The 13,660-nt window shown below is 49.7% G+C and carries 11 protein-coding genes; 4 read left to right on the top strand and 7 right to left on the bottom strand.

Annotation, left to right across the window (positions count from 1 at the left end; translation table 11 throughout):
• Nucleotides 1-142: 142 nt before the first annotated feature.
• Entirely contained in the window at nt 143-2,299 is a 2,157-nt protein-coding gene (locus tag M2133_RS06550; RefSeq protein ID WP_277465228.1) for an elongation factor G, read from the bottom strand.
• A 137-nt stretch (nt 2,300-2,436) separates the two neighbouring features.
• On the opposite strand from M2133_RS06550, the gene hemW reads away from it, so the two are divergent.
• From hemW to M2133_RS06565, 3 genes are all read left to right on the top strand, one after another.
• Complete coding sequence (gene hemW / locus M2133_RS06555; RefSeq protein WP_277465229.1) at nt 2,437-3,564, top strand: radical SAM family heme chaperone HemW; 1,128 nt, start codon at nt 2,437-2,439, stop codon at nt 3,562-3,564.
• Nucleotides 3,565-3,706: 142 nt separating this feature from the next.
• Nucleotides 3,707-4,282 (top strand): zeta toxin family protein, encoded by a 576-nt coding sequence (locus M2133_RS06560; RefSeq protein WP_277465230.1) that lies wholly within the window; start codon nt 3,707-3,709, stop codon nt 4,280-4,282.
• Nucleotides 4,275-4,445 (top strand): hypothetical protein, encoded by a 171-nt coding sequence (locus M2133_RS06565; RefSeq protein ID WP_277465231.1) that lies wholly within the window; start codon nt 4,275-4,277, stop codon nt 4,443-4,445. The genes M2133_RS06560 and M2133_RS06565 overlap by 8 nt, the downstream gene beginning before the upstream one ends.
• Before the next feature lie 99 nt (nt 4,446-4,544).
• Here M2133_RS06565 and M2133_RS06570 read toward each other — a convergent pair whose 3' ends face one another.
• The 6 genes from M2133_RS06570 to gpmI all read right to left on the bottom strand — a co-directional run bounded on the left by M2133_RS06570 (nt 4,545) and on the right by gpmI (nt 12,701).
• Entirely contained in the window at nt 4,545-5,762 is a 1,218-nt protein-coding gene (locus M2133_RS06570) for a DUF6383 domain-containing protein (RefSeq protein ID WP_277465232.1), read from the bottom strand.
• Between the two features lie 811 nt (nt 5,763-6,573).
• Nucleotides 6,574-8,733: a S46 family peptidase gene (locus M2133_RS06575; protein WP_277465431.1), complete on the bottom strand. Its 2,160-nt coding sequence runs from the start codon at nt 8,731-8,733 to the stop codon at nt 6,574-6,576.
• Nucleotides 8,734-8,850: 117 nt separating this feature from the next.
• Nucleotides 8,851-9,330, bottom strand: a complete 480-nt coding sequence (locus M2133_RS06580) for a CYTH domain-containing protein (protein WP_277465233.1) — start codon at nt 9,328-9,330, stop codon at nt 8,851-8,853.
• A gap of 109 nt (nt 9,331-9,439) precedes the next feature.
• Nucleotides 9,440-10,495, bottom strand: coding sequence for a DUF2027 domain-containing protein (locus tag M2133_RS06585; RefSeq protein ID WP_277465234.1), 1,056 nt, complete (start codon nt 10,493-10,495; stop codon nt 9,440-9,442).
• Between the two features lie 4 nt (nt 10,496-10,499).
• A complete protein-coding gene (locus M2133_RS06590) occupies nt 10,500-11,081 on the bottom strand; it encodes a DUF3109 family protein (protein WP_277465235.1) in 582 nt (193 codons plus the stop codon).
• Between the two features lie 99 nt (nt 11,082-11,180).
• Nucleotides 11,181-12,701: a 2,3-bisphosphoglycerate-independent phosphoglycerate mutase gene (gene gpmI, locus M2133_RS06595; protein ID WP_277465236.1), complete on the bottom strand. Its 1,521-nt coding sequence runs from the start codon at nt 12,699-12,701 to the stop codon at nt 11,181-11,183.
• A 249-nt stretch (nt 12,702-12,950) separates the two neighbouring features.
• Between gpmI and M2133_RS06600 the strand changes: the two genes are divergently transcribed.
• A complete protein-coding gene (locus tag M2133_RS06600) occupies nt 12,951-13,655 on the top strand; it encodes a SprT family zinc-dependent metalloprotease (RefSeq protein WP_277465237.1) in 705 nt (234 codons plus the stop codon).
• Nucleotides 13,656-13,660 lie beyond the last annotated feature (5 nt).

The raw sequence follows: 13,660 nt of genomic DNA on the forward strand, positions 1-13,660 counted from the left end.
ATAGCCGAAAAGCACAGTCTGACCGAGAGCTATTTAAAAGGATTTATCTTCTGATCACACATAAAAAAAAGCGGCCGGTGACGGCCGCTTTTGTAATAATTAATAATTATCAGTGAATGAAGTGAAAACTGACTTTGCGTGATTAGTCTTCTTCCTGAGAGGCTTCGTATTCCTTCAATAGTTTGTCTTGTACGTCGGTCGGTACGAGTTCGTAGGCGGCAAACTTCATGGTGAACGAACCACGGCCTCCGGTGATGGAGCTCAGTGAAGTGGAATAGCTGGACATTTCTTTCAAGGGCACTTTGGCTTTCAACTTTTCGAAGCCGGCTTCACTGTCCATACCCATGATAATGGCCCGGCGGCCCTGCATATCGCTCATCACGTCGCCCAGGTAATCGGCCGGAACACTGACTTCCACATCGTATACGGGCTCGAGGATCTTCGGTCCGGCGTTCTTAAAGGCGGTGCTGAAGGCGTTACGTCCGGCGAGCATAAAGGAGATTTCATTACTGTCGACCGGGTGCATCTTTCCATCGTACACGATGATACGCACGTCGCGGGCATACGAACCGGTGAGCGGTCCCTGCTCCATACGTCCCATAATCCCTTTCAGGATAGCGGGAAGGAAGCGGGCATCGATAGCACCACCGACGATACTGTTGATAAACACCAGTTTACCACCCCAGTCGAGATCGACGGTCTGCGTATCACGCACGCTGATCTTGAATTCTTGTCCGTTGAACTTATACACTTCCGGAGTCGGCATTCCTTCGACGTAAGGTTCTACGATCAGATGCACCTCACCGAATTGTCCCGAGCCACCCGATTGTTTCTTGTGGCGGTAGTCGGCGCGTGCCGATTTGGTGATCGTTTCCCGGTACGGGATTTTCGGTTCCATATATTCGATGGCGATCTTATCGTTGTTCTCGATCCGCCATTTGAGCGTGCGCAGGTGGAACTCACCCTGTCCGGAGACGATCGTCTGTTTCAGTTCTTTGGATTGTTCGATCAGCCAGGTCGGATCTTCTTCGTGCATACGGATCAGGATTTCCATCATCTTTTCAGAGTCGGAATCATTGACTGCTTTCACCGCACGGCGGAATTTCGGGTTCGGGTACTTGATAAAGTCGAACTTATAGTCAACGCCCTTACCGTTCAGGGCATTGCCGCGACGAACATCTTTCAGTTTCACGGTAGCTCCGATATCCCCGGCAGCCATTTCGGGCACCTGCATACGGTTTTGTCCGGCGGTCACAAACAGCTGGGCAATACGTTCTTTCGATCCGCGGTCGGCATTCAACAGGTCGTCGCCTTCTTTCACTTTACCTGATATCACTTTGAAATAGGATACCTGACCGATATGCGGTTCGAGAGTTGTTTTATAGAAGAACAGGCTGGTCGGTTTCGTGGCGTCGGGTTTGATCTCTTCCCCTTCGGTGGTGACAAATCCCGGCATCTGATCGGGTGAAGGCACTACGTTGCCCAGGAATTCCATGGTACGGCGCACGCACATATCCAATTTGGCGCACACGCAGAATACGGGGTACATCCCGCGGCTGATCAACCCGGCACGGATCCCTGCGCGCATTTCGTCTTCGCTCAGTGTGCCTTCTTCGAAGAATTTCTCCATCAGGGCATCGTCGTGTTCGGCGGCGGCTTCTACCAGTGCTTGTTGCAGTTCCTGTGCCTTATCCATCTGGTCGGCCGGAATATCCAGTACATCCGGAACGCCTCCTTCGGGTTTCCATTGGTACATCTTCATTTTCAGTACGTCGACAACGGCATTGAATCCCGGTCCCGTACTGATCGGGTATTGGATGGGCACGATCTTGCTGCCCCAGCGTTCGCGTAATTGAGCGATCGTATTGTCATAATCCGCCTTGTCGTTGTCGAGGTGGTTCATGATAAAGATCACCGGTTTCTTTAGTTTATCGGTATAACGGAACTGGTTGATTGTTCCCACTTCCACACCATACTGTGCGTTGAGCACCATCAAAGCCGTATCCGTCACGTTCAGGGCTGAAACCGCTCCGCCGATAAAGTCGTCGGAACCCGGATTGTCAATGAAATTAAGCTTTTTGTTTTGCCATTCTACACTGAAAACGGTTGAGAACACTGAGTAGCCATACTCTTTCTCAACCGGGAAATAATCGGACACTGTATTCCCTGCATCTACAGTTCCGCGACGTTTTATAACTCCACCCTCGAAAAGCATTGCTTCAGCGAGAGTGGTTTTCCCAGAGCCAGAACTTCCCAATAAGGCGATGTTCTTGATTTCATTTGTTTGATATACTTTCATGATATCAGGTATTATTTGAGTTTAACAATAAAGATCGGCCGTGACTTTTTTTCACGAGGGCGCAAATTATAGATAGTTAGGAATATAAACAATGAAAGGGTGTGTGTTTGACAACATATATTACCTTTGCACCTGTTATGTCAGGCTTATACATACATATTCCTTTTTGTGCCCGGCGCTGTTTGTATTGCGATTTCTTTTCGCATACGGATATGTCGCATACGGCGGATTATCTGGAGGCGCTGTCGGAGGAGATCCGGTTGCGTCACGGCTATCTGGCAGGTGAGCCTGTGGAGACGATTTATTTCGGCGGAGGCACGCCTTCGCAGCTCCGCGCGGAAGATTTCTCGCAGATCTTCGAAATGATCGGGCGGTATTTCGATCTGTCGGCCTGCCGGGAGGTGACGTTGGAGGCGAATCCGGATGATCTCTCCGCCGCTTACCTTCAGGCGCTGCGACCGTTGCCTTTCAACCGCATCAGCATGGGTGTGCAGAGTTTTGATCCGGAGGACTTACTTTTCCTGCAGCGTCGGCACGACCGGGAGCAGGCGCTTCGGGCGGTCGCCCTCTGCCAGGAACAGGGGTATACGAATATCAGTATCGACCTGATTTATGGCTTGCCGGGGCAGACGGCGGACAAATGGAAGGCGAACCTGGACGAGGTGCTCCGGTTGGATATCCCGCATATCTCGGCTTATCATCTGATCTATGAGGAAGGCACGGCGCTCCATCGCCTGTTGGAGCAGGAGAAGGTGAAACCTTTGGAAGAGGAGGAGAGTCTCGAGCTCTTCTCGATCCTGATCGATACGCTGGCCGAAGCCGGATACCGGCACTATGAGATTTCGAACTTCGCCCGTCCGGGATACTTTTCACAGCATAATCGTTCGTACTGGCAAGGTAAGAAATACCTGGGTTTAGGCCCTTCGGCTCATTCCTACAACGGGGAGAGCCGCGAGTGGAACGTCTCTTCCCTGCCGGGTTATATGCAAGCCATTCGCGCCGGGAAGCCGGATCTCGAACGGGAGATCCTGACCGTATCCGATCAATACAACGACTATATCATCACCCGCTTGCGCACTTCCGATGGCATTGACCTTCGGGAGATTGCTTCCCTGTTCGGGGCTGATTACCAGGATTATTGCTACAAACAAAGTCATCCGTTTCTGGATAAAGGGCTGTTGGTGAGGGACGAAGAACGGTTGCGCCTGACACGTCGCGGGATCTTCCTTTCCGATAGTTTGATGCGCGAACTGATCCGGTTGTAATCTTTAACGAAACCCCCGCTTTTGGACAACGAACCGGGAGTTATCCGGGACATTTTCTGCACATTTTCACTATTTTTGAGAATTAATATGTTTGTAATCTAAAAGTAATATCTATATTTGTCGCGGATAAAGTAGCAACGTAGTGCCATATTTATACATAATATCGGGATGCAACGGAGCAGGTAAAACGACAGCTTCTTTTACAATTCTACCTGAAATGCTGAAGTGTAAAGAATTTGTCAACTCCGACGAGATAGCTAAGGGGCTTTCCCCTTTTAATTCTGACAGTATCGCGGTTGCCGTTGAAGCCAGCAGGATTATGTATAAACGAATCAAAGAGTTAATTGCCTCAGGAGCAACCTTTGCCATGGAGACCACGTTGGCCACCCGTTCGGTAGCGAATCTGATACGGGAGGCTCAAAGGGAAGGTTATTATGTTACGCTGTTGTATTTCTGGCTGAATACGCCGGATCTGGCAGTCGAACGAGTGAAAATGAGAGTGGAAGCCGGAGGTCATAATATTCCGGAAAATACGATACGGCGCCGATACCGGGCCGGTATCCAGAATCTGTTCAAATTATACCTACCAATCAGTGACTACTGGATGATAACCGACAATTCGATGACGTCGATGGAGATTGTCGCCAAAGGATTTCGGGACGAGAAGAAGGAAGTTTTTAATCCCATGATTTATAATAAACTTGAGTATTATGAGTGAACAAGAGGTTAAAGAATTTGAAGAGAATATAGTAAAGGGAGCGAATATTGCCTTTCAAAGATTAGTAAATGAAAAAAAGAAAGAAGACGGCGAACTGGTCTTCTCCAGAAATGGCCACGTTTTCAGAATCAAGGCAGCCGAATTAGAAAACTTTGCTTATTAATCCTATCAAAAAAAAGACAAAGGGGCGGATGTTTCAAACATCCGCCCCTTTGTCTTTTTTTATTCTAACTTCTATCTACTAACTTCTAACTATTATCCTTTAATTCACCATCACTTTCTCGCTCTTGTTGCCGATGCGGACGATGTAGATCTGGCCGGATGGTACATCGAAGGTGGCGGAGCCGCTGATCAGTTCGTTGCGTACCTGACGTCCGGCAAGGGTGTAGATGGCTACGCGTTGCGGGTCGAAGCTGTTCAGGTCAACTTGGATGGATCCTGCTCCCGTACGGATGGAGATCGGGTTTTGTTCGATCGTTTCGTTGGCTGTTGTGTTTGATTTCTCGTTGTTGGGGGAGAAAACCTCTGCGCGGGTGTCGGTACGAAGTTCCCAACCCAGGTCCTGGAAGATGCCCAGTGCGAAATCCCCGAAAGCGCGGGTGCTGACGCCGTAGGTTGTGCCGGCGATCAATAAACGGCCTCTTTCGTCGTTCTTGTATTTCATATCGAAATGACAGATGCTTGCCGAAGAAAGGGTTGCCGGTACGTGCAATTGGATCTGTTGGCCGTTGTTTGCCTGTACGCCCATCTTGCCCCCGTAATATAAATTGGTGTTCTCCAGTTCGCTTGAAGCGTTAGCTTTGGTCGTGGCATACGATTCGCCCAGTTGATCGCCCAAACGGTTGTAGATATACTTATCAAAGATATACGGAGTCTTTTCGTTGCTTTTGTTGAAGCTGCTGCTGATGCCGAAGCCGTGAGCCAATTCGTGCAGGGTGACGGTGATCAGGTCCTGTTGGTTCTTGGTCGGTTGCTGTTTGGAAGAGAAGCACCAGTCTTTTACGGAATTGAAAATCACCGTGATGTTGATGCAGTCGTAAACCGGATTGCCTACCATCTGGTGAATCAGTTCGGCCGGGTATTTATAATTCTCATCAATCTCGATGCCAAAATCGGAGAAACCTTTGACGCTCACGTATGAAGTATAAGCCAATGCCAGGTTGCGGTCTTTATCCAGATCGGGCGACCAGGCAAACGCAACGCGCATGGTATGTTTGATATTCAAGCTGTTCTCGGTGATGACCATTGCTTCCATAACGGCTTGCTTAGCCGCTTCCGGCCAGTTTTTCAGGTTGTATTTGACCAGATTCTTGCCGTTATCGTTGGCGTCGTAAAATGTAACTTCAGATAATCCGGAAGCTGTAGTCCGTATTTCTTTCCCGTGAGCAACGGCGGTTGAAACAGTCAAAAAGGCTATAAAGGAGAATACGAATGTGAACAATTTATAGCCGATATTATTTCTGGAATTAATCTGATTCATTTTGTTTCTTATTAAGTATTTACATATCCAGAACAGGAGCTCGGCCGAATTGTTCGGCTTGGTTTTTGATAAATATGCATTTTGAAATGAATATTCAACTTTTTATTAGAATCTACAAGCAATAGGGGTAAAACTATCATCCGAAAGCGTCGTTTTCTCTCATTCGTCTGTGTGTAAAATCTTCAAGTTTCGGTTTGAATCTACAACTAATTCGATCAGTAAAGGCTTTTGGGAGGCATCTGGGCGCAGTTGATAGAAATACCCCTTATGGAAATGTTAGATGGTAAAACTATCACTGGTTCTCTTGAAAAAATGGATGGTTTCGGGTTTTTTTAGCCCTTGAATTTCTTTGCTTTGGTGGAATGGGTGGGTGAATTAATGAATAATAGAATTCGCATTAATCAATAAGGACGGTTGTTTGTTCTGCTTTCATTGAATTCTTTTTATTCCTTTCCTGCAGACGCCTAAAGCTGTCCCACTTATACGAAAGGCCGGCAGCCTTTCTGAAAACTCCGGCGGCCTTTTGGAAAATCCTGCCGGCCTTTTGGGAAACTCCGGCGGCCTTTTCCGGAAAGCCGCCAGGTCTGTCGTTTCTTCAAGCTATTCTTTCACCCGAAACGCTGATCAATACAGGGATCTGGTGACCGGGTGAAAGGTGAAGACCGGGGTAAAAACTTTTATGTGGTAAACTACCGGTACTTTGCGTGCAAACTACTAATATTTTGTCGCCAAACTACCGGTACTTTGTGCGCAAACTACCGGTAGTTTATTTAATCCATCATTTTGGCTGAGAATCAAAGGCCAGATAAGGTTATTCGTTTACCAGATCCATCTCTTCTAACAGGTAGTTGGCTTCGGCGTATTTGTCCATGACGAAGAGTACGTAGCGGATATCGACGATGATGCTACGCTGGTAGTCGGGCAGGTATTGGATATCACCGCCTACGCCTTCCCAGTTGCGGTCGAAGTTGATACCGATCAGTTCGCCGTTGGCGTTTAAGACCGGGCTACCGGAATTGCCACCGGTGGAGTGGGTGGTGGCACAGAAGGCCACGGGCATGCGTCCGTCGGCCATTTGGTAGCGGCCGAAATCCTTCGCTTTGTAGAGTTCCTTCAGCTTGTCGGGCACGACGAACTCCCAGTTGTTGGGGTCTTCTTTTTCCATTACGCCTTCGAGGGTGGTCTGCGCGTCGTAATAAACGGCATCGCGCGGGATGTATCCTTTGACCTGGCCGTAGGTAAGGCGCATGGTGGAGTTGGCATCGGGGAAATTCATCTTCTCGCGGTCCATCTCCAATAGTCCTTTGACATAGGAGCGATGCGCCAGGGCGTAGGCAGCATCGAAATCCTGCAATCCCTGGTTGAGCGCCTGCCGTTCTTCGGTTACCGAACGGACGAAAAGGATCATCGGATCTTCCTCCAGCGCTTTCACGGTGGGGCGGTTCTTGAAGCGGTTGAAATTGGCTTCACTGCCGTAGATTGATTTCTCGAACAGGTAGTCGACGAACTGATTCACATCGCCTTTGAATTTCTTATCGATCTGTGCGAAGTACGCCGGCTGGGAAGCGGCGGGGATCAGGCGACGGTATTCGGCCAGCATCACCTTGGCGATCTTTTTATCGACCTCCGGGGCGTAGTTCTTATCGGCAAAGCGGCGATAAGCCGTTTCGAGTGCGTCCAACTGCTTGGCCTGTTCCGTTTTGTCTTTGTTTTTTATCGCTTCGATCAAGGCTTCCGTTTTGATCGGAACGCGAACAAATTCAATGCTTCGCTGGATCCCTTCGTCGAGCATCCACTGACGGTAGCGCAGGTCTTTCCGGTCGTTCACCATCTTTTCGATTGCTTGCAAGGCTTCCGGATATTCCGTGAGGTTATGGGTTTTCGCCCAGGCGAGTAGCCGTTCCTGCTCCTCCTTTTTCACCTGTTCGAAATCTCTTTTGCCGATCGCCCAGTTCGTGCCGATGGCATTCTTATAGGCGTTGGTCGAACCGGCGTATTTGCTGGAGTATTGAATACGAACGGCTGGATCTTTCAGCATCTCTTCGAGCATCACCTGCTGGCGCAGTTCGCGCATGCTGATACGCACGGCATTGTCGATGTCGCGGCGTTCTTCCACTTCCCATGAGGTGTAGTATTTCTTTGTCGTTCCCGGGAAGCCGATCATCATGGCGTAATCGTTTTCCTGTATGCCTTTCAATGAGATCTTCAGCCATTTCTTCGGACGCAGGGGCACGTTGGTTTCCGCATAAGGCGCCGGGTTACCGTTGGCATCGGCATAGATACGAAAAACGGAGAAGTCGCCCGTATGACGTGGCCACTCCCAGTTGTCGGTATCCGCGCCGAACTTACCGATCGAGGAGGGGGGAGCCCCTACCAGGCGGATGTCGGAATAGGTCTTTTTGGTAAACATATAATATTGGTTACCGCCGTAGAACGCGCGGATCTCAACCGAGATGCCCGGATTGTTCTGCAGGAAAGGTTCGCCCACCTTCTCGCGTGCCAGGCCGTTAAGGTAGCGGGGCGAGAGGTAATTCATGCTGTTCGGATCGGTATCTTTCTCCAGTTCCTTTTTGACATAGTCTGTCACATCGTCGATCGCTTCGATAAAGGTAACGGTCAAGCCCGGGTTGGGCAGTTCTTTCTCCCGCGAAGTGGCCCAGAAGCCATGCGTGAGGTAATCGTTCTCCAATGTACTGTGCTGCTGGATCTGTCCGTATCCGCAGTGGTGGTTGGTCAGTAATAGGCCATCGGGTGAGACAATCTCACCGGTACATCCGCCACCGAAGTGCACCACGGCATCTTTCAAGGAAGGGCCGTCCGGGTTGTACAGATCCTCGGCGTTCAGGTTTAATCCCAGCCGTTGCATATCGGCCTGTTTCTGTTTGAGCAAAGGCAACATCCACATGCCTTCATCCGCGATGGCGGGAAGGGTAAGGAAGATTACGGCAAGTGATAAGAAGATTCTTTTCATCATACGTGTTGTTTATTTAGAATTATCATTTAGATAGCAAGCGGTGGATATTCGATTTGAAATCCGCTACTAAGATAAGGAAAGCTTGTGAATTATTGAAATGTCTGAGGCAAAATGTCAAACGTTCTCTTGCCAGCGCGTATAAGGGTATTGGGAGAGCATTGAATTGTAGTATCTCCGGTCGCCCGTCACTTCCCGGCCGATCCAGGCGGGTAGGGCGAAGGCTTCGTCTTCCGTTTGCAGTTCGAGTTCCGCCAGGATCAGTCCTTCGTTGGCGCCTTGAAAGACATCCACTTCCCAGGTGTGATCACCTTCTTTCACCCAGTGGCGTACCTTCTCGATGGCACCCGGTTCACAGAGTTGAAACAGTTCTTCGGCTTCGGCGCGTGTGATCTCTTTCTCGAACTCAAACCGGCTCAGGCCTTTATCATCGGACGGCCCTTTGATGGTCAAGAAACCTTTCTCCCCAGCCAGGCGCACGCGCACGGTCTTGCCCCCGGGCTGTGAACAGATATAGCCCTGCACGAATCGCTCTGAGCGGATTATCTCTTTACTAAAGTCTCCTGTTACCAGGAATTTTCGTTCTATTTCCTTCATAACACGTTGTGTTATGAAGAATTATGAATTATGAATTATGAATTATGAGAGGAAGAAGCAGTCTGTGTCATCTTTTCTCATAATTCATAATTCATAATTCATAATTCTTCTATTTTATTGTCACCATCGTTGCCCCGAAACCGTATTCGCGGAAGGAGGCGTCCTGGTAATTGTATGATTTGTATTTTGTTTTGAGCTCCGTTTCGATGGCTTTGCGCAAGATACCATCGCCTTTGCCGTGGATAAAGACAATCTTTTGGCCTTTCCGTGCGGCGTTGGCTTTCAATACTTCATGGAATTTCTCCAGTTGGTAGTTGAGCATATCGGCATTGCTCATGCCGGCGGTGGTGTCGAGTAATTGGTTGATATGCAGGTCAACCTCGAGGATCGGGTTGTCGGATTGTTTCTTTTTCGGGGTGGGCTGCGGCGTGCGGCGGTCGGCCTTCGCTTTTTGCTGCATCGCCTCCTGCAGTTCGGCAGCGGAGACCAAGAGTTCCCGCTCCGGCAGGTCGTTACGTACCACCGGGTAGACCAGCGCGTCTTCGTCGAAGAAGTCGTTGGTGGTGAAACAATGGATCTTGTAGAACTTCACCGTATCCAGGCGCAGCTCCACGGAGATGGCGTTCTTCAATGCGTAAGGTTTGTCTTTCTTGAATGCGATCAACTGGATACATACCCTTTCCAACTCGTTGAGGTCTTCTTTTTGAAACTCTTCGAGGAAGATACGCGTATTGGGTTCGATTGTTCCGTTGGCGCGGCTGTACCAGCTGTTGTGCTGGCGGTTCATGTAATTATAAAAGAGGAAGTAGTTGCTGTCGTTCACCAGATAAGCTTCATAGCCGCTTTGTGTAAATGCTTTGGGGTCGACCGGCAGGAAAGCCAATGACACGTTCAGCCGTTCCCCTTCGGGTGTCTCGATGATCGGTAGTTCTTTCGGTTCGGGTTTCGCCTTGGGTGTTTCCACCTGTGCCTGAATCTTGGGTTGGTTCTTGCTGTGCACCTGTGCCGGATTCTCGCCGACCACCACGCATTCCCGAATCAGGGCGGGCACTTCGAAACCGTCTTCATCTTCGACCATCACCTGGTCTTTCCCCCTGAAGCTGCGTACAATGCCTCCGCCGACAGCGTTCAGGAACCGAACTTTATCACCTACTTTAATACTCATTGTCTTATTTCTTTTTTTGTTTCAGCCATTCCCCGGCAGCCAGGTCCAACCGGTTGTACCAGTCTTCGCCGAACTTACGGATCAACGGCTCGCGCAGGAACTTATAGGCGCGAACGCCCTCTTTCTTTCCGGCGATCTCAGCCGTTTTGCAAATACTCCAACGGTCTACGTTTACAGCGTTGAACGTCTTGTAGTATTTGATTCGTATCGGATAGAGATGGCAGGAGATCGGTTTGTAGTAATCGATCTTGCCGGCGTGATAGGCCTTCTCGATGGCGCAGCCACAGATGCCTTTCTCGTCGTAACAGGTAAATACGCAGTTCTTCCCATCGACGATCGAAGTGACTGTATCGCCGGCCGCATCGATATACGCCACGCCCTGCCGCTTGATCAACTCCTGTGCCTCGGGCGCCAGGTCGTCCCAGACCACCGGAAGCAACCGGTCGAGTATCGCCACTTCCTTCGTATCCAATGGCGCGCCGGAATCGCCTTCCACACAACATGCTCCTTTGCACTGTGTCAGATCACATAGAAACCAACGCTCGACCAGGTCGAAGCTTACTAAGGTATCGTCTATTTGTAGCATTCCAATTGACAATTGACAGTTGACAATTGACAATTAAAAAATGACAACCGACAAAGAATAACTAAACGCTATTCATTGTCAATTGTCAATTATCAATTGTCAATTAATTAAGTTTTCCCCCGTCATCTCCTTCGGTTGCTCCAATCCCAGGATATGCAGGATAGAGGGAGCCACGTCGGCGAGGATACCGTCTTTCACTGTGGCGGCTTCTTTGGTGACATACACGAAAGGAACCGGGTTGAGTGAGTGGGCGGTATTGGGTGAGCCGTCTTCGTTCAATGCGTTGTCGGCATTTCCGTGGTCGGCGATGATGATCACTTCGTAGTCGTTAGCCTTTGCTGCTTCTACCGTGTCTTTTAGGCAGGCGTCGATGGTCACCACCGCTTTTTCAATCGCTTCATACACGCCGGTATGGCCTACCATATCGCCATTGGCGTAGTTGCAGACGATAAAGTCGTATTTGTTCTGATTGATCGCATCGACCAACTGGTCTTTCACTTCGAAAGCGCTCATCTCCGGCTTCAGGTCGTAGGTTGCCACCTTCGGTGAAGGCACGAGGATCCGGTCTTCCTGATCGAAAGGCGTTTCCAGGCCACCGTTGAAGAAGAAGGTGACGTGCGCGTACTTCTCGGTCTCGGCGATATGCAATTGCGTCTTACCCGAATGCGCCAGGTATTCGCCCAATGTATTGTTTACGTTGTCTTTATCGAAGAGGATTGTCAGGCCTTTGAAAGTCGCGTCGTATGGCGTCATTGTGAAGTATTGCAGGTTGGGAATCATTTTCATTCCGGCTTCCGGCATATCCTGTTGTGTCAATACAATAGTCAACTCTTTCGCGCGGTCGTTGCGGAAATTGAAGAAGATCACCACGTCGCCTTCCTGAATGGTAGCGACCGGCTGGCCGTTCTCCACGTGTACGATCGGTTTGATAAACTCGTCGGTCACGCCTTCGTCGTATGATTCCTGCATGGCGGTCAGCATATCTTCAGCCGCTTTGCCTTTGCCGTCGACCAGGAGGTCGTACGCCTCTTTCACCCGGTCCCAACGTTTGTCGCGGTCCATCGCATAGTAACGTCCGATGATCGAACCGATCTTTCCAGTGCTGGTTTTCAAGTGATCTTCCAGTTGGCGGATATAGCCGATCCCGCTCTTCGGGTCGGTGTCGCGGCCGTCCATAAAGCAATGCACGAACGTGCGGCTAACGCCGTATTCCTTGGCGATATCCGTCAGTTTGAAGAGATGCTCCAATGAACTATGTACGCCACCATCGGACACCAGGCCCAGGAGGTGGATTTGTTTGTTGTTTTCTTTTGCGTAGCTGTACGCGCGTTGAATACCCGGATTGTCCATAATGGTATTCTTGCGGCAGGCGATATTGATCTTGACCAGATCCTGGTACACTACGCGTCCCGCGCCGATATTGAGGTGTCCTACTTCGGAGTTACCCATTTGCCCGTCGGGCAGTCCAACGTTCTCGCCGGAAGCCTGCAACTGGGAGTGCGGATAGGTCTCCAACAGATAATCCCAATACGGAGTAGGCGTGTTGTAGATCACATCGTTTTTCCCTTTGTTTCCGATACCCCATCCATCGCAGATGATAAGAAGTGCTTTTTTATTCATGATTGTTATTTTTATATTGTTTGTATCTTTGTTGGCATTCGGCGTACAACGCCAAATGAGTAGTTAGTAGTTAGTAGTTAGTAGTTAGTAGTTGGTAGTGAGTCAAATATACTGCATTGCGACTACTAACTACTTACTACTAACTACCAACTACTGTATCCGGCGCTATACGCCGGATGCTTACAGCGTGCAAAGATAGTGTTTTTTAGCGAGATGGAAGGAAGTTGACAGTAAGAAGTTAGGCGTTAGATGTTTGAAAAGAAAATAGAAGACAAAGAATTGGGGACGATCCTGTTGATCGCTGGGCCGAGGTATAAGCGCTACGCCCTTCGGGTCAAGGATGGTGTGGTTCGGGCGACGATGCCGTTGGCGGGCGATGAAAAGCAGATGATGGCTTTTATCGAAGCGAACCGGGCGAAATTGGCGGAGCTTGTCCGGAAGCAACCTTCCCGTCCGCCTCTTATCGATGAACAGACAACATTGACCACCGCCTCTTTCCGCCTGGAACTGATCCCGGCGGTGCGGAAAGATATAGGTGTGTCGCTGGCTAAAGGAGTGCTTTCGGTTCAATACCCGCAACATATCCCGGTCTGCGATGAGCGGATTCAAAACAAACTCTATGAAATCCTGAAAAACGTCTTCCGCCACGAGGCCAAACGCCTGTTGCCCGACCGGGTGGAGGAGTTGGCACGCCAATACGGCTTCACCTATACCGGCGTTTCGATCAATAGCGCCCGTACCCGTTGGGGAAGCTGTTCTTCCCGCAAACACCTAAACCTATCGCTCTACCTGATGCAACTGCCCTGGCACCTGATCGACTATGTGATCTTACACGAGTTATGCCATACGTGCGAAATGAATCATGGCGACCGCTTCTGGGCCTTGATGGACCGGGTGACCGACGGCCGCAGCAAAATACTCCGGAAAGAGCTGAAAGCCCTCTCGCCCTTGTGACCCAC

It is taken from the genome of Parabacteroides sp. PF5-6 (assembly GCF_029504695.1).
Taxonomy (GTDB): domain Bacteria; phylum Bacteroidota; class Bacteroidia; order Bacteroidales; family Tannerellaceae; genus QVMG01.

Bases quoted from the DNA above. Each gene is read 5' to 3' on its own strand.
- M2133_RS06550 (WP_277465228.1), bottom strand. From the start codon at position 2,299: ATGAAAGTATATCAAACAAATGAAATCAAGAACATCGCCTTATTGGGA.
- hemW (WP_277465229.1), top strand. From the start codon at position 2,437: ATGTCAGGCTTATACATACATATTCCTTTTTGTGCCCGGCGCTGTTTG.
- M2133_RS06565 (WP_277465231.1), top strand. From the start codon at position 4,275: ATGAGTGAACAAGAGGTTAAAGAATTTGAAGAGAATATAGTAAAGGGA.
- M2133_RS06570 (WP_277465232.1), bottom strand. From the start codon at position 5,762: ATGAATCAGATTAATTCCAGAAATAATATCGGCTATAAATTGTTCACA.
- M2133_RS06575 (WP_277465431.1), bottom strand. From the start codon at position 8,733: ATGAAAAGAATCTTCTTATCACTTGCCGTAATCTTCCTTACCCTTCCC.
- M2133_RS06580 (WP_277465233.1), bottom strand. From the start codon at position 9,330: ATGAAGGAAATAGAACGAAAATTCCTGGTAACAGGAGACTTTAGTAAA.
- M2133_RS06585 (WP_277465234.1), bottom strand. From the start codon at position 10,495: ATGAGTATTAAAGTAGGTGATAAAGTTCGGTTCCTGAACGCTGTCGGC.
- M2133_RS06590 (WP_277465235.1), bottom strand. From the start codon at position 11,081: ATGCTACAAATAGACGATACCTTAGTAAGCTTCGACCTGGTCGAGCGT.
- gpmI (WP_277465236.1), bottom strand. From the start codon at position 12,701: ATGAATAAAAAAGCACTTCTTATCATCTGCGATGGATGGGGTATCGGA.
- M2133_RS06600 (WP_277465237.1), top strand. From the start codon at position 12,951: ATGTTTGAAAAGAAAATAGAAGACAAAGAATTGGGGACGATCCTGTTG.